This window comes from Streptomyces sp. NBC_01478 (genome assembly GCF_036227225.1).
GTDB lineage: Bacteria > Actinomycetota > Actinomycetes > Streptomycetales > Streptomycetaceae > Streptomyces.
Genome location: NZ_CP109444.1, coordinates 8,318,708 through 8,337,861, shown reverse-complemented (window position 1 = coordinate 8,337,861; position 19,154 = coordinate 8,318,708). Strand labels below are relative to the sequence as shown.

General features: G+C 70.1%; 17 protein-coding genes and 1 pseudogene. 6 read left to right on the top strand and 12 right to left on the bottom strand.

The genetic code is table 11. From position 1 onward, the window contains the following. Positions 1 to 94: 94 nt before the first annotated feature. From OG223_RS37830 to OG223_RS37805, 6 genes are read right to left on the bottom strand one after another with little or no spacing between them, the layout of a single operon-like run. Positions 95 to 1,522, bottom strand: a complete 1,428-nt coding sequence (locus OG223_RS37830; RefSeq protein WP_329258676.1) for an NAD(P)/FAD-dependent oxidoreductase — start codon at positions 1,520 to 1,522, stop codon at positions 95 to 97. 29 nt (positions 1,523 to 1,551) lie between these two features. Next, positions 1,552 to 2,352 (bottom strand): ABC transporter permease, encoded by an 801-nt coding sequence (locus OG223_RS37825; protein WP_329258674.1) that lies wholly within the window; start codon positions 2,350 to 2,352, stop codon positions 1,552 to 1,554. Beyond that, positions 2,353 to 3,279: an ABC transporter permease gene (locus OG223_RS37820; protein WP_329258672.1), complete on the bottom strand. Its 927-nt coding sequence runs from the start codon at positions 3,277 to 3,279 to the stop codon at positions 2,353 to 2,355. Next, entirely contained in the window at positions 3,279 to 4,433 is a 1,155-nt protein-coding gene (locus tag OG223_RS37815; protein WP_329265689.1) for an ABC transporter ATP-binding protein, read from the bottom strand. Before OG223_RS37815 ends, OG223_RS37820 begins: the two co-directional genes overlap by 1 nt. A gap of 5 nt (positions 4,434 to 4,438) precedes the next feature. Then, positions 4,439 to 5,686, bottom strand: coding sequence for an ABC transporter substrate-binding protein (locus tag OG223_RS37810; RefSeq protein WP_329258669.1), 1,248 nt, complete (start codon positions 5,684 to 5,686; stop codon positions 4,439 to 4,441). Between the two features lie 56 nt (positions 5,687 to 5,742). Beyond that, the gene (locus OG223_RS37805; RefSeq protein ID WP_329258666.1) at positions 5,743 to 7,278 is read right to left on the bottom strand and encodes a gamma-aminobutyraldehyde dehydrogenase; all 1,536 of its coding nucleotides are present in this window, start codon (positions 7,276 to 7,278) and stop codon (positions 5,743 to 5,745) included. Positions 7,279 to 7,489: 211 nt separating this feature from the next. Here OG223_RS37805 and OG223_RS37800 point away from each other — a divergent pair, with 211 nt between their 5' ends. Further along, positions 7,490 to 8,083 (top strand): NADAR family protein, encoded by a 594-nt coding sequence (locus OG223_RS37800; protein ID WP_329258664.1) that lies wholly within the window; start codon positions 7,490 to 7,492, stop codon positions 8,081 to 8,083. A 163-nt stretch (positions 8,084 to 8,246) separates the two neighbouring features. Here OG223_RS37800 and OG223_RS37795 read toward each other — a convergent pair whose 3' ends face one another. Beyond that, a complete protein-coding gene (locus tag OG223_RS37795) occupies positions 8,247 to 9,044 on the bottom strand; it encodes a DUF4190 domain-containing protein (RefSeq protein ID WP_329258661.1) in 798 nt (265 codons plus the stop codon). Between the two features lie 215 nt (positions 9,045 to 9,259). Between OG223_RS37795 and OG223_RS37790 the strand changes: the two are divergent. Together OG223_RS37790 and OG223_RS37785 are read left to right on the top strand one after the other, a co-directional pair. Beyond that, positions 9,260 to 10,404: pseudogene (locus OG223_RS37790) on the top strand (adenosine deaminase). Positions 10,405 to 10,440: 36 nt separating this feature from the next. After that, on the top strand, positions 10,441 to 11,133 hold the full coding sequence (locus OG223_RS37785) for a glycerophosphodiester phosphodiesterase (RefSeq protein ID WP_329258658.1): 693 nt from the start codon (positions 10,441 to 10,443) through the stop codon (positions 11,131 to 11,133). Here the strand turns inward: OG223_RS37785 and OG223_RS37780 are convergent. Beyond that, a complete protein-coding gene (locus OG223_RS37780) occupies positions 11,111 to 11,785 on the bottom strand; it encodes an NADPH-dependent F420 reductase (protein WP_329265688.1) in 675 nt (224 codons plus the stop codon). The two genes, OG223_RS37785 and OG223_RS37780, sit on opposite strands and share 23 nt — an antisense overlap. Positions 11,786 to 11,830: 45 nt before the next feature. Here OG223_RS37780 and OG223_RS37775 point away from each other — a divergent pair, with 45 nt between their 5' ends. After that, the gene (locus tag OG223_RS37775; protein ID WP_329258655.1) at positions 11,831 to 12,220 is read left to right on the top strand and encodes a winged helix-turn-helix transcriptional regulator; all 390 of its coding nucleotides are present in this window, start codon (positions 11,831 to 11,833) and stop codon (positions 12,218 to 12,220) included. On the opposite strand, the gene OG223_RS37770 is transcribed toward OG223_RS37775, so the two are convergent. Both OG223_RS37770 and OG223_RS37765 read right to left on the bottom strand, forming a co-directional pair. After that, positions 12,202 to 14,334, bottom strand: a complete 2,133-nt coding sequence (locus tag OG223_RS37770; protein ID WP_329258653.1) for an RNA polymerase sigma factor — start codon at positions 14,332 to 14,334, stop codon at positions 12,202 to 12,204. The two genes, OG223_RS37775 and OG223_RS37770, sit on opposite strands and share 19 nt — an antisense overlap. 43 nt (positions 14,335 to 14,377) lie before the next feature. Beyond that, positions 14,378 to 15,667, bottom strand: a complete 1,290-nt coding sequence (locus tag OG223_RS37765) for an alginate lyase family protein (protein ID WP_329258650.1) — start codon at positions 15,665 to 15,667, stop codon at positions 14,378 to 14,380. 287 nt (positions 15,668 to 15,954) lie between these two features. Here OG223_RS37765 and OG223_RS37760 point away from each other — a divergent pair, with 287 nt between their 5' ends. After that, a complete protein-coding gene (locus OG223_RS37760) occupies positions 15,955 to 17,109 on the top strand; it encodes a serine hydrolase domain-containing protein (RefSeq protein WP_329258647.1) in 1,155 nt (384 codons plus the stop codon). Here OG223_RS37760 and OG223_RS37755 read toward each other — a convergent pair. Continuing rightward, a complete protein-coding gene (locus tag OG223_RS37755; protein ID WP_329258643.1) occupies positions 17,102 to 17,629 on the bottom strand; it encodes a hypothetical protein in 528 nt (175 codons plus the stop codon). The two genes, OG223_RS37760 and OG223_RS37755, sit on opposite strands and share 8 nt — an antisense overlap. Positions 17,630 to 17,693: 64 nt before the next feature. Beyond that, positions 17,694 to 18,338: a nitroreductase family protein gene (locus OG223_RS37750; protein ID WP_329258638.1), complete on the bottom strand. Its 645-nt coding sequence runs from the start codon at positions 18,336 to 18,338 to the stop codon at positions 17,694 to 17,696. Positions 18,339 to 18,421: 83 nt separating this feature from the next. Here OG223_RS37750 and OG223_RS37745 point away from each other — a divergent pair, with 83 nt between their 5' ends. Continuing rightward, positions 18,422 to 19,096 carry an IclR family transcriptional regulator gene (locus tag OG223_RS37745; RefSeq protein WP_329258635.1) on the top strand — a complete coding sequence of 225 codons (675 nt, stop codon included), beginning with the start codon at positions 18,422 to 18,424 and terminating at the stop codon, positions 19,094 to 19,096. Positions 19,097 to 19,154: the final 58 nt, after the last annotated feature.

Below are 19,154 nucleotides of genomic sequence, written 5' to 3'. Positions count from 1 at the left end.
CGTCACAGGAGAGAGGGAGGTCGTCCGTCGGCATTACGCGGGTTCCGGCTCCTCTAAGGAGTGAACCGGATCACACCCGCCGAAGCAGCAGGGCTCAACTGTCGAAGCCGAGGCCCAGCTTGTCCATCGTCTTCAGCCACAGGTTGCGCCGGCCGCCGTGGTCGTCCGCGCGGGCCAGCGACCACTTGGTGAGCGCGATGCCGGTCCAGGCGAAGGGCTCGGGCGGGAAGGGCAGCGGCTTCTTGCGGACCATCTCCAGTTCGGTGCGCTGGGTCCGCTCCCCCGCGAGCAGGTCCAGCATCACGTCCGCGCCGAAGCGGGTCGCGCCCACGCCGAGTCCGGTGAAGCCCGCCGCGTACGCCACCTTGCCCTGGTGGGCGGTGCCGAAGAACGCCGAGAAGCGCGAGCAGGTGTCGATCGCACCGCCCCACGCGTGGCTGAAGCTGAGGCCCTCCAACTGCGGGAAGCAGGTGAAGAAGTGCTCGGCGAGCTTGGCGTACGTCTCCGGCCGGTCGTCGTACTCGGCGCGCACCCGGCCGCCGTAGGGATAGATCGCGTCGTAACCGCCCCACAGGATGCGGTTGTCGGCGGAGAGGCGGAAGTAGTGGAACTGGTTCGCCGAATCCCCGAGCCCCTGGCGGTTCTTCCAGCCGATCGACGCCAACTGGTCGGTGGAGAGCGGCTCGGTCATGAGTGCGTAGTCGTAGACCGGGACGGTGTACGAGCGGACGCGCTTGACCAGGTTCGGGAAGATGTTGGTGCCGAGCGCGACGCGGCGGGCGCGGACCGAGCCGTAGGAGGTGCGTACGGCCATGCCGGCGCCGTGCGGTTTGAGGGCGAGGGCGGGGGTGTGTTCGTAGATTCGGACGCCGAGTTGGAGGCAGGCGCGCTTCAACCCCCAGGCCAGCTTTGCCGGGTTGAGCATCGCGACGCCCCGGCTGTCGTACAGGCCGGCCAGGAAGGTCGGGGAGTCGACCTGTTCACGGACCGCTTCCGCGTCCAGGAACTCGGTGCCGTCGGCGAGGCCCTTGCTCTCCAACTCGCCGTACCAGTCGTGGAGTTCCTCGGCCTGGTGCGGTTCGGTGGCGACGTCGATCTCGCCGGTGCGCTCGAACTCGCAGTCCAGGGAGTAGCGGGCGACCGCGCTCTCGATCGCGTCGAGGTTGTGGGCGCCCAGCTCCTCCAGCTTGTGGATCTCGTCCGGCCAGCGGGTGAGGCCGTTGGACAGGCCGTGGGTGAGGGAGGCGGCGCAGAAGCCGCCGTTGCGGCCCGAGGCGGCCCAGCCCACCTCGCGGCCTTCCAGCAGGACGACATCCCGCTGCGGGTCGCGCTCTTTCGCGATGAGCGCGGTCCACAGTCCGCTGTAGCCACCGCCGACGACCAGCAGGTCGCAGGTCTCGGTGCCGGTGAGCGCGGGTTCGGGGTGGGGCTTGCCGGGGTCGTCCAGCCAGTACGGGACCGGCCGGGCTTCCGAAAGGGACTTCGTCCAGTTGTTGCTGCGGCTCATGGCGCTTGGGGCCATGATTTCAACTCCCTACAGGGCGCTAGCGGTTATGCCTTTACCTTGTTGCGGCGGTTGGTGATCACCATGGAAACGAGCACCAACAATACGGCGACGAGGAACATGGCCGTACCGATGACATTGATCTGAACGGGTGTCCCGCGCTGTGCCGATCCCCAGACGAACATGGGGAAGGTGACGGTCGAACCCGCGTTGAAATTGGTGATGATGAAATCGTCGAAGGAGAGCGCGAAGGAGAGCAGCGCGCCCGCCGCGATTCCGGGGGCCGCGATGGGGAGGGTGACCCTGACGAACGTCTGCACCGGGCCGGCGTAGAGGTCCCGGGCCGCCTCCTCCAGGCGCGGGTCCATCGACATCACGCGGGCCTTGACGGCGGTGACGACGAAGCTGAGGCAGAACATGATGTGGGCGATCAGGATGGTGTAGAAGCCCAACTGCGCGCCCATGTTGAGGAACAGGGTGAGCAGCGAGGCCGCCATGACGACCTCGGGCATCGCCATCGGCAGGAAGATCAGCGAGTTGATCGCGCCGCGGGCACGGAAGCGGTAGCGGACCAGCGCGAAGGCGATCATCGTGCCCAGGAGCGTGGCGCCGATGGTCGCCCAGACGGCGATCTGGAGGCTGATGCTCAGCGAGCCGCACATGTCGGCGACACCGCACGGCTGCTTCCAGGCGTCCAGCGAGAACTGCTGCCACTCGTAATTGAAGCGCCCCTTCGGCTTGTTGAAGGAGAACACCGTGACGATGACGTTCGGGAGAAGGAGATATCCGAGCGTCAACAGACCCGCGATGACTACGAAATGGCGTTTGAACCAGCGTACGACGGCCATTTAGACCAGATCCTCCGTCCCGGACTTGCGAATGTAGATGGTCACCATGGCGAGAATGGCGGCCATGAGGATGAAGGAGAGTGCCGCCGCCGTCGGGTAGTCCAGAATGCGCAGGAACTGCGTCTGGATGACGTTTCCGATCATGCGGGTGTCGGTGGAGCCGAGGAGTTCGGCGTTGACGTAGTCACCGGCCGCCGGGATGAAGGTCAGCAGGGTGCCGGAGACGACGCCGGGCATCGACAGCGGGAAGGTGACCTTGCGGAAGGTGGTGAAGGGCTTGGCGTACAGGTCGCCGGCCGCCTCGTGCAGCCGTCCGTCGATGCGTTCGAGGGAGGTGTAGAGCGGCAGGACCATGAACGGCAGGAAGTTGTACGTCAGTCCGCAGACGACCGCGAGTGGAGTGGCGAGGACGCGGTCGCCCGACGTCCAGCCGAGCCAGTTGGTGACGTCCAGGACGTGCAGCGTGTTGAGGGCGCTCACGACCGGGCCGCTGTCCGCGAGGATCGTCTTCCAGGCGAGCGTGCGGATCAGGAAGCTGGTGAAGAACGGCGCGATCACCAGGATCATGATCAGGTTCCGCCAGCGTCCCGCGCGGAACGCGATGAGGTACGCCAGCGGGTAGCCCAGCAGCAGACAGAGGATGGTCGCGGCGGCGGCGTAGAGGACCGAGCGCAGGAACTGCGGCCAGTACTCGGACAGCGCGTCCCAGTAGGTCGCGAAGTGCCAGGTGACCTTGTAGCCGTCCTCCAGGGAGCCCGTCTGGATCGACGTGGAGCCCTGGTAGATCATCGGCAGCGCGAAGAAGACGATCAGCCAGAGAATGCCGGGCAGCAGCAGCCAGTACGGCGTCCAGCGGCCCCGCTTCTTGCGCGGAGGCTTCTCCTCCGGCGCGGGCGCCAGGGGCGGCGCCTCGGTGACAGCGGCCATCAGGCGGCCTCCTCCACGATGTCGACGCCCGCGTCGATGTCCTGGGCAGCGTCGAGGCCGAAGGTGTGGGCCGGGTTCCAGTGCAGAACGACGTCGGCGCCGGGCCGCAGCCGGGCGTCGCGGTCGATGTTCTGGGCGTAGACCTCGAACTCGGGGCAGACCGGGCTGTCGATGACGTACTGGGTGGAGACGCCGATGAAGCTGGAGTCGGCGATCTTGCCGGTGATGCGGTTGCGGCCGGCCGGGATCTCGCCCGCGTCGTCCGCGTGCGTGAGGGTGATCTTCTCCGGACGTACGCCGACCAGGACCTTGCCGCCGGTCGCCGTGGGCGCCGAACATCGCGCCTCGGGGAGGACGAGCTTGCCGCCGCCCGCCTTGAGGATGATCTCGTCGCCGCTCTTGGAGTCGACCTCGGCCTCGATGAGGTTGGAGGTGCCGAGGAAGTTGGCGACGAAGGTGGTGTTCGGGTTCTCGTAGAGGTCGGCGGGCGAGCCGAGTTGCTCTACACGGCCCGCGTTCATCACGGCGACCGTGTCGGCCATGGTCATGGCCTCCTCCTGGTCGTGCGTGACGTGGATGAACGTGATGCCGACCTCGGTCTGGATGCGCTTGAGCTCCAACTGCATCTGGCGGCGCAGCTTGAGGTCGAGGGCGCCGAGGGGCTCGTCGAGGAGGAGCACCTTGGGGTGGTTGATGAGGGCGCGGGCGACGGCCACACGCTGCTGCTGACCACCCGACAACTGGTGCGGCTTCTTCCGTGCCTGCTCGCCGAGTTGGACCAGGTCGAGCATGTCGACGACCTGCTGCTTCACCGACTTGATGCCGCGCCGGCGCAGACCGAAGGCGACGTTCTCGAAGATGTCGAGGTGCGGGAAGAGGGCGTACGACTGGAACACCGTGTTCACCGGCCGCTTGTACGGCGGGAGGTTGGTGACTTCCTGGTCGCCGAGGTGGACGGTGCCGGAGGAAGGTTCCTCCAGGCCCGCGATCATGCGCAGGGTGGTGGTCTTGCCGCAGCCGGAGGCACCGAGCAGGGCGAAGAAGGAGCCCTGGGGCACGGTCAGGTCGAGTGGCTGTACGGCGGTGAAGCCGTTGTCGTAGGTCTTGCTGATACCGGTGAGGCGGACGTCGCCGCTGTTGTCCTTGGTGTTCATCGTCGTCACGCCCCTGTGAGCTTTGCGAACTTCTGCTGGTAGGCCGTCTCTTCCTTCGAGCTCAGGGAGCGGAAGGCGTGGGACTTGGCCGCCATGGCCTTGTCGGGAAGGATCAGCGGGTTGCTCGCCGCGGACTTGTCGAGCTTGGCGAGGTAGGGCTTCACGTCGGCGACCGGGCTGACGTAGTTGACGTAGGCGGCGAGTTCGGCGGCCGGCTCGGGCTCGTAGTAGTAGTCGATGAGCCGCTCGGCGTTCGTCTTGTGGCGCGCCTTGTTGGGGATCAGCAGGTTGTCGGTCGACGTCATGTAGCCGGCGTCGGGGATGACGTAGCCGACGTCCGGGTTGTCCGACTGGAGCTGCACGATGTCGCCGCCCCAGGCGACGCACGCGGCGAAGTCGCCCTTGGTGAGGTCCGACGTGTAGTCGTTGCCGGTGAAGCGGCGGATCTGGCCCTTGTCGACGGCCTTCTGGAGGCGGGCGATGACCTCGTCGTAGTCGTCGGTGGTGAACTTCGCCGGGTCCTTGCCCATGTCGAGCATGGTCATGCCGACGCTGTCGCGCATCTCGGTGAGGAAGCCGACGCGGCCCTTGAGCTTGGGGTTGTCGAGCAGGTCGGAGATCGACTTCACCTCGACGCCGTCGAGCGCCTTCTTGTTGTAGGCGATGACGGTCGAGATGCCCTGCCACACGTACGAGTACGCCCGGCCGGGGTCCCAGTCGGGGCTGCGGAACTGGTCCGACAGGTTCGCGTAGGCGTGCGGCAGGTTCGACGCGTCCAGCTTCTGGACGTAGCCCAGGCGGATCATGCGGGCGGCCAGCCAGTCGGTGAGGACGATCAGGTCGCGGCCGGTGGCCTGGCCGGCGGCGAGCTGCGGCTGGATCTTGCCGAAGAACTCGTCGTTGTCGTTGATGTCCTCGGTGTACTTGACCTTGATGCCGGTCTGCTTGGTGAACGCGTCGAGGGTCGGACGGTGCTTGCCGCTGTCGTCCGTGTCGATGTACTCGGGCCAGTTCGAGAAGTCGATCTCCTTCTCCTTGGCCGAGTGGTCGTCGGCGGACACACCGCCCTGCGTCTTGCCTGCCGCGGGGATCCCGCAGCCGCTCAGGGCCCCGAGTCCGCCGACCGCGAGCGCGCCGCCGGCGGAGGCGCGCAGCACCGAACGGCGGGTCATGACGGACCGGCTCTTACGGAAACTGCGCCGCGCGGCGGCCACTTCGGCCGGGGTCAGGCGGTCGGGCTCGTACTGCTTCATGCGCGTGCTGCCCTTTCGGGAGGAGGCGGCCGCGGTCGGCGCGGCCGTCAGTTCTGCTATCGGTCCCCGAAGATCGTGCGGTGCCAGTCCTTGCGGGCCACCGCCGTGTTGTCGAACATGACGTGCTTGATCTGGGTGTACTCCTCGAACGAGTAGGCGGACATGTCCTTGCCGAAGCCGGACGCCTTGTAGCCGCCGTGGGGCATCTCGCTGATGATCGGGATGTGGTCGTTGATCCACACACAGCCGGCCTTGATCTCGCGGGTCGCGCGATTGGCCCGGTAGACGTCCCGGCTCCACGCGGAGGCCGCCAGTCCGTACGGGGTGTCGTTGGCGAGCGCGATGCCTTCGTCGTCGGTGTCGAAGGGGAGCACGACGAGCACCGGGCCGAAGAGTTCCGACTGCACGATCTCGCTGTCCTGGGCGGCGTCCGCGACCAGGGTGGGGCGATAGTACGCGCCGTTCTTGAGATCTCCCTGAGGAGCCTCGCCACCGGTCACCACGCGCGCGTAGCCACGCGCCCGGTCGACGAAGGCGGCGACGCGGTCGCGCTGGACGTGCGAGATCAGCGGCCCGAGGTCGGTGCCCGGGGCGAAGGGGTCGCCGACCCGGACGCTCGCCATGAGGGCGGCCGTCTTCTGGACGAACGCGTCGTAGAGGGGCCTTTGCACGTACGCGCGCGTGGCGGCCGTGCAGTCCTGCCCGGTGTTGATGAGCGAACCGGCGACGGCTCCGTTGACGGCGGCTTCGAGGTCGGCGTCGTCGAAGACCACGAAGGGTGCCTTGCCGCCGAGCTCCAGGTGGATGCGCTTGACGGTGGCGGTCGCGATCTCGGCGACGCGCTTGCCGACGGCGGTGGAGCCGGTGAAGGAGGTCATGGCCACGTCGGGATGACCGACGAGATGCTCACCGGCCTCTTTCCCCGAGCCGGTGATGATGTTGATGACACCGTCCGGGATGCCGGCCTCGGTGGCGGCCTGCGCGAACATCAGCGAGGTGAGCGGGGTCAGCTCGGCGGGCTTCAGCACGATCGTGTTGCCCGCGGCGATCGCCGGGAGGATCTTCCAGGCGGCCATCTGGAGGGGATAGTTCCAGGGCGCGATGGAGCCGACGACACCGATGGGTTCACGGCGAACGTACGACGTGTGGTCGCCCGAGTACTCACCGGCGGACTGCCCCTGAAGGTGCCGTGCGGCACCGGCGAAGAAGGCCGTGTTGTCGATGGTCCCGGGGATGTCGAACTCGCGGGTCAGCTTGAGGGGCTTGCCGCACTGGAGGGACTCGGCGCGGGCGAAGTCGTCCGCGCGCTCGGCGAGCACGGCGGCGAAGCGGTGCAGCGCGTCGGAGCGCTCGCCGGGCGTGGCGCCCGACCAGCCCGGGAAGGCGGCGCGGGCGGCGGCCACGGCCGCGTCCACGTCGGCCGTACCGGCCAGCTCGTACGTGTACACGTCCTCGCCGGTCGCCGGGTCGACGACCGCGTGGGTACGGCCCGAGGTGCCCTTCGTCAGGCGGCCCGCGATGAACTGCGCGCCGTCCGCGAAGTACTCCTGAGCGGGGAATCGGTCCGGGGTGGCACTGCCCGGGTTGTGCATGTCGCTCTCCTCCGCCTTCGCCCCGCTTCGTCCGCTGGCGGGTGGCGTAGCTCCAGCTCGATTTGAATGCCGATCCTGACAGAGCAAAGGGACTCCAACAAGTGATTCCGTTGTTGCCTTTTGGTTACGCGACGGAATCCTTCGACCAGGTGTCGAGTCCGTACGGAAAAGGGGGGACGGAGTGTCAGTGGTGCCTGCAAGACTCGCGTGTATGGACAAGATCACGGGGAAGCTCGCGGCGGGGGCCGCGGAAAAGATCGATTCGCAGGAAGCCCTGATCAGGGAAGTGCGCACCGGGGCCAGGGTCAAGTACCTGCACTTCTGGGGCCACCGGCCGCGCCCGGACGGACGCGTGGGCGCGAGCTGTCTGAGCCAGTGGTGGCCGTCGCCGTTCACGGTGGACGGGGTGACGTATGGGACCGCCGAGCACTGGATGATGGCGGGCAAGGCGCGGCTGTTCGGCGACGCGGAGGCGCTCGCGCGGGTGCTGGCGGCGGGGCATCCGTCCCAGGCCAAGAAGGCGGGGCGGCTGGTGCGCGGCTTCGACGAGGAGATCTGGACGCGGGAGCGGTTCGGGATCGTCGTCGAGGGGAGCGTCCACAAGTTCGCCGCGGATGAGGAACTGCGGGCGTTCCTGCTGGGCACGGGCGAGCGAGTGCTGGTGGAGGCGAGTCCGGTGGACCGGGTGTGGGGCATCGGTCTGGCCGCGGACGACGCGGCGGCGGAGGATCCCGAGCGGTGGCGGGGGCCGAATCTGCTGGGGTTCGCCTTGATGGCGGCGCGGGAGCGACTGCGGGAGGGCTGAGCCGGGCAACCCCGGGCGCGGGCCGGGAGTCACACGTGCTGCTGGACACCACCGACCGACCGACGGCGATCACGCGATGCGCTCACGCCCGGCACCGGGTCCGTCAGCCGGCACCTCTCCCGCACCACGGCGTTCCTCGCCCGGCGGTCGGCACCGGGCTCGGCTATGCGCCCTGGGGCAGGAGGGGTGCCGTCAGGCTGGGGGCGGAGTTGTAGAAGGGGTCGGAGTCCGTGGTGTCGGTGTCGTCGCCGTGTTTCACCGCGAACGCGATGAAGATGATCATCAGGGTGATCGTGACGACGCCGAAGACGGTTCCGATGATCCCCGTGATCAGCCCGGCCTGGGCCTGACTGCGGTTCGTGGCCTCGCCCCGGTCGGCCCTCTTCTTGCCCTTGACGCCGAGGATGATCGCGGTGATGCCGAGGCCCAGGGAGACGATGCCGTAGATGCAGAACAGGCAGCAGGACAGGATGCCCAGCACCATCGCCGCGGTGCCCATGCCGTTCTGCGGGGCCATCGGCATACCGGGCCAGCCGTAGCCCTGCGGGTAACCGGGGTAGCCGTAGCCGCCGGGTGCGCCGGGGCCGGGTTGGGCGTAGCCGCCGGGGGTGTTGGGCTGGGCGTAGCCGGGAGCGCCGTAGGACGGCAGGCCCGGGGGTGTGCCGGGGGGACCGTAGCCGGGGGCGCCGGGAGGGGTGCCGGGGGCGGGTGCGCCGGAGCCGGGGGCGGCGAAGCCGTCGGCCGGCATGGAGGTCACGGTGGCCTGGCTGTGCAGGGACGGCGACTGTGCCTGCGGCGGCTGCCCCGCGGGGTGCGGGGGCTGGTCCTGCGGGTGGGGCTGGTTGCCGGGGGCGGGTGCCGGGGCGCCCTTCTCCAGCGATGTCCTGCTCTCCGGCGGTGCCCACGGGTCGCTGTTCGCGCCCGCGCCTGCTCCGGCGTCCGGCTGTGTCTGGTCCCCCACGTCGCTTCCCCGTCCCCGTCCCCGTTGGTCCATCGTCAGAGCGACCATGCTAAAGCGTCCCGGTGACGGTGCCGTCACGCGGGCTGTCACGCGGGCTGTCACGGATGACGTCGGCATCGACACCACCGGTTCCGGGCCGGCCGACCCCGTTGCCCCGGCCGCCCTGACCGCCCCCCACCGACCCCCACCCGCCGTACCCCCCACCCCGGCCTACGATGATCCCGAGTCATCGATCAGCCGATCACCCGCGTCCCGCCCGGTACTGCCCGGGACGCCGTTCCGGGGAGGAACCTTGTCCGACCACAGTGCCGTCATCGCCGGCGGTCAGGCCCGTGACCTGCATGCCTTTATCGCCGGTCTGCCGAAGGCCGAACTGCATGTCCATCACGTCGGCTCCGCCTCCCCGCGGATCGTCTCGGAGCTGGCCGCCCGGCACTCCGACTCCAAGGTGCCCACGGACCCCGAGGCCCTGGTCGACTACTTCAGCTTCACGGACTTCGCCCACTTCATCGACGTGTATCTGTCGGTGGTGGATCTGATCCGCACGCCGGAGGACGTACGGCTGCTGACGTACGAGGTCGCCCGGGACATGGCCCGGCAGCAGGTGCGGTACGCCGAGTTGACCATCACGCCGTTCTCGTCGACCCGGCGCGGGATCGACGAGCGGGCCTTCATGGACGCGATCGAGGACGCCCGCAAGGCGGCCGAGGCGGACTTCGGGACCGTACTGCGGTGGTGCTTCGACATTCCCGGTGAGGCGGGGCTCGTGTCCGCCGAGGAGACCGTGCGGATGGCCACCGACGACCGGCTGCGGCCCGAGGGGCTGGTGTCGTTCGGGCTCGGCGGGCCGGAGATCGGGGTGCCCCGGCCGCAGTTCAAGCCGTACTTCGACCGGGCCATCGCCGCGGGTCTGCGCTCCGTGCCGCACGCCGGTGAGACCACGGGCCCCGAGACGGTCTGGGACGCCCTGAACGACCTGCGCGCCGAGCGCATCGGACACGGCACCACCTCCGCCCAGGACCCGAAGCTGCTCGCCCATCTCGCCGAGCACGGCATCGCGCTGGAGGTCTGCCCGACCTCCAACATCGCCACCCGCGCGGTCCGCACGCTCGACGAGCACCCGATCAAGGAGTTCGTCCGGGCCGGGATCCTCGTCACGATCAACTCCGACGACCCGCCGATGTTCGGCACCGACCTCAACAACGAGTACGCGGTCGCCGCCCGCCTCCTCGACCTCGACGAACGCGGTGTCGCCGACCTCGCGAAGAACGCCGTGACGGCCTCCTTCCTCGACCCGGCGGGCAAGGCCCGCGTCAACGACGAGATCGACACCTACACCTCGGCGTGGCTCGCCCCCTGACACCAAGGGCCCCCTGGCAACCAGCAGAATGGGCCCATGCAGAACGTGACCGCCGTGGGCCATCGCGGCGACCCCTACCGTGTCCGCGAGAACACCACCGACTCGCTGCGTTCCGCGCTCGACCAGGGCGCGGACGCCGTCGAGTTCGACGTACGGCTGACCCGTGACGGCGTCCCCGTGCTGCTGCACGACGAGACGCTGACCCGGCTGTGGGAAGTGGACCGGCCGCTGAAGTCGCTGTCGCTGGACGAGGTGCGCGGGCTCACGGGCGACACGGTGCCGACGCTGGTGGAGGCGCTGGCCGCGACCGAGGGCAGCCGGGTGATGGTCGATCTGCCCGGGCCCGCCGACCCGCGGGCCGTACGCCGGATCGTGGACGTGATCCGCGAGTACGGGGCGGACGACCGGGTGTACTACTGCGCGGGCGCCGACGCCATGCTCGCCGTCCGCGCGGCCGACCCGTCCGCCGAGATCGCCCTGACCTGGACCTCGCTCGCGCCCCCGCGCCCCGCCGTGCTCGAAGCGGTACGGCCGCGCTGGCTCAACTACCGCTTCACACTGGTGGACCGGGACCTCGCCGCACACGTCCACCGCGAGGGCTACCTCCTCTCCGTCTGGACCCCCGACACCCGTCGCTCGATGCGCCGGCTCCTGGACATGGGCGTCGACTCGATCACCACCAACCGCGTCGGTGTCCTGTGCGGACTCAGGAAGCAGGGCCAGGGCTGAGGGCGGCCTCGGCACGCGGCCCCGCCAACTCCCTGGGCGGGGCGATGGATTGAGCGTCCACCCCCTCCCCGACCCACAGCCGGATCAGCAGCGCGGCGGTCGCCTCCAGCAGCCCCGCGCCCTGGTCCAACTCCCCCGCCGCGAACGGCTCACAGCCCACGTCCCGGACCAACTGCCGTACGACCGTGAGGGCTTCGGTGTCGTCTCCGCTCAGAGGGACGCCGAGGGGGCGGCCGTCGAACACCGGGGGTGTCAGGCGCCAGACGTCCTCGTGGCAGAGGTTGAACGCCTTGACGACGTGCGCCTCGGGGCCGGCGGCGGTGGCGAGTTGTTCGGCGGCGGAGGGGGCGCCCGCGGTGAGCAGGCGGAAGCCTTCGCCGACGGGGTTCGTGCAGTCGATCAACACGCGTCCGGCGAGCGGGAGTTCGCGGGCCACTTCGACTGCCGCCCGCCACGGCAGTGCCATCAGTACGGCGTCGGTGCCGAAGTCCGCGGCCTGGTGGAGGCTGCCGGACGTTCCGCCCCTGCGCCGCGCGAGCGCCTCCGCCCGCCCCAAGTCCCGTCCGCCGAAGAGCACTTCGTGTCCGGCCCTGATCCACTGCGTACCCAGCGCGTCCGCCATGCCGCCGGTACCGAGAATTCCTATCCGCATCCGCATGGCACGACAGTAGGAAGCGGCTCGGGCACCATGTGGTGCGTGACTTCCGATCCCGTGTTTCTCGCCGACTGCCGGGCCCGGCTCGCCTTCGACCTGTTGGGCAACACCTGGAACTGTGTGGTGCTGTGGGCGTTGCGGCACGGTCCGCGGCGGCCGGGTGAGTTGCGTGGGCGGATCGGCGGGATCAGTCAGAAGGTGCTGACCGAGACGCTGCGGCGGCTGGAGTTCAACGGGCTGGTGGCGCGGCGGTCCTACGGTGGGTCGCCGCCGCGCGTGGAGTACGGACTCACCGCGCTGGGGCGGACGTTGCTCGACCCCGTCGACGCGTTCGGGGCGTGGGCCTTCGAGCACGGGGACGAAGTCATGGCGGCGCAGGACGACTTCACCCAGGACGCCGCCGCGCGGGACGGTCAGACCTTGGAGCCCTGAGCCACCGTCGCCGGGTCGGCCGGGGTGGCGCGGGTGACGTACTGGGGGATCGGGGTGTTGTCCTTGCCGGTGTCCCGGGTGAGGCCGTAGCGGGTCGCGCCCTGGGCGGGGCCGGTGGTGATGTCCTGCTCCACGGCGTCCCAGGTGGTGGGGAAGACGTTCAGGCCGTAGTCGGCGCCGCGTTCGTTGACGGTGAGGGTGACGCTGCCGTCGACGTAGAAGTACTCGTTCTGCCACATCTGTTGGGTGCCGGTGGGGAGGACGTCGTAGCCGGTGGTCTTGTTGCCCATGCCGGTGGCGGTGGAGTCGGTGGTGCTGACGGGGTCGTCCATACGACGGCCGCCGCCCGAGGCCACGTGGAAGAGCTTGCCCTTGAGGGCGGTCCAACTCGGCATGACCAGCGCGCCGCTGCGGTACTGCGGTGAGATCTGCCAGCGGACGAGGACGTAACCCTGGCCGCTGAGCGTCACGTTGTCACCGCGGTGGTTCATGGTGGCGTGCGCGCCGCCGGTGCTGGTGAGGCCGGCGGCCGGGCGGTGCGGGAGCGCGGCGGGCGGGGTGCCGGGGTCCGGGGCGCGGTCCACCGTGTCGACGACCGAGCCGTAGGGAGTGGTGGTGGCCGTCGTCTTCGACGGGGAGGGGGTGGGGGTGGGAGTAGGCGAGGACGGCGAGGTCACCGCGCCGGCGGACGGGGTGAGGAAGGTACCCGCCGTCGCCGAGGGGGTGAGGGCCTTGGGGGGTGGGTCGTCCGGGGAGTGGGTGACGACGTACACGCCACCGGCGGCGATCGTGGCACCGGCCGCCACGGCGACGGCGGGCTTGGTCAACACCCCGAGCAACTTGGCCGACCACCCGACGGGCGCACCGGCCGAACCGGCGATCCCGCCGGAGCCCGCGGCACCGGCCCCTCCGGCAACCCCCGTCGAACCTACGGCCCCGGCGGAGCCCGCGACACCCGAAACTCCCGCGCCCCCGGCCGAACCTACGGCCCCTGCCGCGTGCACCGCACCCGCCGAACCCGCGACCCCGGCGGACCCTGCGACACCCGTGCTACCGGCCGAACCCGCAGTTCCTGCGGCCCCGGCAAATCCCGTAGCGCCCGTAGTGCCCGCCGCGCCCGCAGCACCGGCCGCCCCCGCCGCGCCTGCCGAACCCGAAGCCCCCGCAAACCCCGCCGAACCCACGGCCCCGGCAGCATGCGCCGCAGCCGCCGAACCCGCTGCCCCTACGGAACCTGCCGCCCCCGCGACGCCCGAGGCCCCCGCCGTACCGCCTGCCCCGCCCGCCCCCGTCGCGAAAGCTGCCCCGGCCGCACCCGCCAACCCCGCCGCAACCGCCGCCCCCTTCGCGCCGAACGCCAGTGACAGCGTGAAGCCGATCGGGAGGGGGACCAGGGCGATGCCGACCAGGAGGCGTTCCGCGGGGACGACGGATTCACGGGGGTCGCCGCAGTAGGTGCAGCCTCGTAGGTGTCGGGCCAGGCGTTTGCGCCAGACCGAGTCCTGGCGGCCGTCCCAGCGGGTGGTGACCTCGCGGAGGTCGGGGCACGCGCCGTCGAGGGCGCGGACGATGCCCCGGGCGGTCTCCAGGCGTTCCTTCATCCGCTGGACGCGGACCGCGGCGTGCTGGCGGCTGATGCCGACCGCCGACGCCAGTTCGCGGCGGGTGAGTTCGCCGGCGACCTCCAGCCACCACAGGGAGAGGAGTTGGCGGTCCTCGTCGTCGAGCCAGCGCACCGCCTCCGCGACCTCGCGCCGCTGGCCCTCCAACTGGAGCCGCAGGACGGTGAGTTCGGCGAAGTCGGCGGCGTCCCCCGGTAGCCCGTCCGGGAGTTGGTCGGGGGACTTGCGACGGCGCGCCCGGTCCCGGATCTGGCGCATGGCGATCGCCACCAGCCAGGACCGGAAGCTGTCGGGGTCGCGGAGCGAGCCGAGGTGGTCGACGGCGCGCAGCATCGTCTCCTGGACCACGTCGTCCACGTCGGCATGCCCGTTGAGGGCGCGGCCGACCACGTTGTAGACCAACGGCAGCCAGCCCGCGACCAGTTCGTCCAGCGCCCGCCGGTCACCGGCCTGCGCCGCCGCGATGGTGGAGCCCCACTGCCGCCCGTCCACGTCGCTCCCCGCCCTTCCCGACCTCACCCGGTCCGCCCCGACGTCACTTGCTGTACAGCAGCGTGCCGAAGCCCAGTTGATCGAAACCGCCGCTGTTCGGGCCGTAGTCGCCGCCACCGCCCTCCGCACGCACCTTCTCAGCCATGAGGCCGATGAACGGGGTGGAGAGGCGCCGCCGGCGGGCGTAGTGGTTGTACAGAATCTCCCAAACAGGGCGAACGGCGCCCCGGGCTATGTCGGAGATCACAGGCTGTTCCATGTACTTGCCGTTGCCCTGACCGCTGCGCCAGCCGTACGTCGTGAAGGGCACGGCCGCGCCGAGGTTGTACTTGGCGACGTACTCGGCGGCCATCATGAACCGGTTGTCGAGGTAGCCGTAGAGGTCGACGCCCTGGTTCCAGGCCATCTCGCAGATCGCGCCCATGAGGCCCATGCCCATCATGGTGTGGCCCTGGTCGCGGCCGCTCTCCTGCCACTGGGCGAGGTCCTGGCCGCCGTAGACGAAGGGGATGGCGTGCTTGAGCGAGCCGTTGCCCGCACCGGACTTCATGTAGGTGACCGCGCGCTGGAAGTCGGCGCGGTTGTCGCACAGGATGCCGGTCGCCATGAGGGAGGCGACGTTGCACAGGTCCCAGTTCGCCCAGTAGTTGGTGATGTTGGCGGTGTTGTGGTTCGTCAGGAAATCGATGTTCATGGGGCGGAAGACCGTGCGCAGCATCTTCTTGAAGCGGGCGAACTCGAAGTCCGGGTGGTCGCGGACGAGTTCGGCGGCGTTGGCGAACTGGTAGCCGTAGATGCCGGAGGCCAGGAAGCGGTCGGCGTTGCCGTTGACCGAAGTGAGCGTGGCCGACCAGGCGTTGAGGATGGCGACGGCGGTGTCGCCGTTGGCCTTGGTGCCGCCGATCTTCCAGCGCAGGGCGTTCTGGTAGGCGGCGTGGATGTCGTTGTACAGGGTGACGTAGTTCTGGCCGGTGCCGCCGCGGACGACGACGGCCTGCGGGCGGGGCTGCCAGGTGCTCGCGGAGTGCCTGTTGTCGGTGAGCCGCGTCCAGCCCTTCAGCCAGGGGTCCTTGCGGGCGGCGACGCGGACCTTGGCGCGGTTCAGGTCGCCCGCGTTGTGCAGCATGCCCGGGTGGGCGAGGGCCTCCGGCCTGGCGGTGGGGGTGCCGATGGCGGTGGCGGTACCGGTCTGCGCGGCGTTGGCCCCACCTCCCGAGAACGCGGCGATCCCGCCGCCGACGACTCCCGCCGCCGCGACTCCACCGCCGAGGGTGAAGAGGCCCCGGCGGGTGAGGCGGTGCTTGTTGAGGGGCTTGCGGGCGCTGGTGGCCATGTGGGTGGCTCCGGTGCGTGAGGGGACTGCGGACGCAGAGGGAGACGGGGTGAAGGGTTCCGCGATAACAATTTTTCGCCGGCGAGTGCAACGCACCGGATGCAACTCGCCGGGCGCGGCGCCGAGTTGGGCCCCGTAGGGGGCAACCCCCGCAAACCCCTTGTTCTGTAAGGGAGTTGGCCGGGGCGATGTCAGGGACGGCCCCCTCCTCACCGACGATCCGCGGACGGACGCAGAAGACGAGGCTGATCACCGACAACAGCCGGAGATCCCAGCAGGAGCAGCCGATGCGCCCTCGCCACCGCACCACCGCCGTCCTCACCGCCTCCCTCGTACTCGCCCTTGCCGCAGGGCCGTTGGCGGCCCCCGCGTTCGCCGCGTCCCCGGCGGCCACCACGCGGCCGACGACCGCGCCGGACGCCACCGCACTGCGCGCCGCGCTCGCCGGGCTGCCGGACGCCGACGCGACGGCGGCTCTCGTACGGGTGGGAGGCACCGACGGATCCTGGCGCGGCAGCGCGGGCGTGCACGATCTGGAGAGCGGTACCGCCGCCGATCCCGACGCCCGTTTCCGGGCCGGTTCGACGACGAAGGTCGTGACCGCGGCGACCGTGCTGCGGCTCGCCGCACAGGGGAAGGTCGACCTGGACAGGCCCATCCAGCGCTACCTTCCGGGGCTGCTCACAAGGGCCTTCGAGCCCATCTCCGTACGGCAGTTGCTGAACCACACGAGTGGCATCCAGGCCGGTGACGGTTTCGGGGACGCCTTCGAGGACCAGTACGCGCACCGCTTCGACACGCTGACGCCCCGGCAGGTCGTCGCGTCGGCGGTGGCGAAGGGGCCGGAGTTCCGGCCGGGTGAGCGGCAGGACTACCTCAACATCAACTACACGGTCCTCGGCCTGCTGATCGAGAAGGTGACGGGACACTCGTACGCCGCGGAGGCCACCCGGCTCGTGCTGCGCCCGGCGGGCATGCGGGACACGTACTTCCCCGGCACCGACCCGCGCATCCTGGGCCCGCACAACCACGGCTACCAGGCGGTCCGACAGGCCGACGGCACAACGGAGTTCGTGGACGTCACCGACTGGAACCAGGCGGACCGGTGGGCGGCCGGCGACATGATCTCGACCACCGCCGACCTGGAGCGGCTGATCACGGCGCTGTTCCGGGGGCGGATCGTGCCGGGTCCGCAGTTGCGGGAGATGTTCACCGTCCCGGCGGGCATCGAGGGCGCGAGTTACAGCGCGGGGCTCCAGCGGTTCGAGTACGGCGGGACGGTGTACTGGATCAAGTCCGGTGCCCGGTACGGCTACAGCACGGCCGTCGCCGCCACCCGCGACCTGTCCCGCACCCTCGTCTACTCGGTCGGCTCGACGGACGCGAAGGGCGAGGCGATGAACGCGGTCGCGGAACGGATCGCGCTGGCGGCGCTCAAGTAGCCAGGGCGGGGGCGGGAGTTGCCGCGAGTGTCACGGCCTCCAGACGCTTGATCTTCCTCCGTACGACGTACAGCGGGACGATCCCGATGACGCCGAAGGACATGTCGATCACCGTCCACCAGAAGGGAATCCCGCGGATCGGCCCGCAGATCAGGGCCAGCGGGATGATCCCGGCGCAGGCGATCATCCCGAACTCGACGACCCAGATGTTGCGGACCGGGTCGCGGTAGGGGCCGTAGAAGGCGACCGCGATGACGAGGTGGGCGAAGGCGAGCCAGTCCGTGCCGTAGAGGAGGAAGGGGTAGTCGGTGTCGGCGGTGTCGAGTCCCTGCCGCACCTGCACGATCCAGTCCATCAGGGTGGGCAGGTAGTGCGGTACGGACAGGGACCTCAACACGTCCTCGGTCCAGCGGAGTTCGTGGACCAGCGGGAAGGCGGTGGCGCCGCTGAGCACCAGACAGACGACGAACAGGACCAGCCAGGCGCGGATGCCCTTCAGGAGGGCGGCTCTGTCGTTCATGGTGGCAGCTTACGTCGAGAATTGAACACGTTCAAAACAGTTGCGGAAAGCCGTCTCCGCCGCGTCACCACGCGTCCCAGTGCAGCACCTCCTCGCGAGGGACACGGCGGGCCGGGCGGAAATCCGTGCCGAGGGTGTACGCGACGGGGATGAACGCCGCCTGCATCACGTCGTCGTAGGGGATGCCGAGGACGCGGGCCGCCTCCTTCTCGTGGACGAGGTTGCCCGTGGTCCAGCAGCTTCCGAGGCCCCGGGCGCGGGCGGCGAGCATGAAGCTCCACACGGCCGGGAGGATGGATCCCCAGGTGCCCGCCTGCCGGAGCACGGGTGCGTCGTCGGTGCGGCCCTCCACGCACGGAACGACGATCGCCGGGACCTCGCGGATGTGTTCGTAGAGGTGGGCGGCGCCGGAGTACACCCGCTCCATGCGCGCGACGTCGGTCCGGCGGACGTCGCGCTCCGGGACGGGGTCGGAGACACCCGGCGTACTCACCCCGGCGCGCCACACCTCGGCGAGGGCGGCCCGCCGCCGCGGGTCGGTGACGATGACGAAGTGCCAGCGCTGGCGGTTGCGTCCGGTCGGTGCCTGGACCGCCAGGTCGACGCATTCCTCGAGGAGTTCACGGGGTACGGGTCGGGTGAGATCGAGACGGTGACGGACGGCCCGGGTGGTGGACAGAAGCTCGTCGGAAGAGAGGTCGAGAGTCATGCGTTGACCTTCGCGGGACGTGCCGGGCGGCGACAACGTCCGGCTTTCACTGGATGAAAGTCGGGATGGAGGATCGGGGATCCATGGCCGAGAGCGTGGCGGGGCGGGTCTTCTCAGTGCTGGACGCCTTCGTCGGCGCACCGGACACCCTGCGGCTGACGGACATCGCACGGCGGACAGGGCTGCCGGTGCCCACCGCGCTGCGGATGGTGCGGGAGCTGGTGACGTGGGGCGGGCTGGAGCGCGCGGGCGACGGCTCCTATCGTCTGGGCACCCGTATCCGGGCGCTCGGTGCGGCGGCACCCTGCCCTCGTGGGCTGCTGGACGCGGCGCTGCCCGCGCTCCGTATCCTGTCCGCGCGTACGGGAGGGCACGCGGACGTCGCCGTTCCGGCGGAGGGTACGGCGTTGTGCCTGGTCAGCGGTGAACGGCTCCCGCTGTACGCGACGGCCGCGGGCAAGGTGCTGCTGGCCCACGGACATGGCCCGCCGGCCACCGTCGAACGCCACACCCCGCACACGCTCACCGCGCCGGGCATCCTCGGCACCCAACTGGCGCGTGTCCGCGCGACGGGACTCGCCGCCGCGCACGAGGAGTACCGGCTGGGCGAACTGTCCGTGGCGGCACCGGTGTTGAGGGGTGGCGTCACGGTGGCGGCCGTGTCGGTCACGGCGGCCACGAGTACGCCGTACGACCGACTGGGTGCCGCCGTGCGGGAGACGGCCGCTGCTGTCGGCCGCGTCCTGGACAAGCCGTAGCGGCGCCGGCTCTTCCCCACCGGGCCGGACGCGGTTCCACGGGACGTGCGCAACGGCA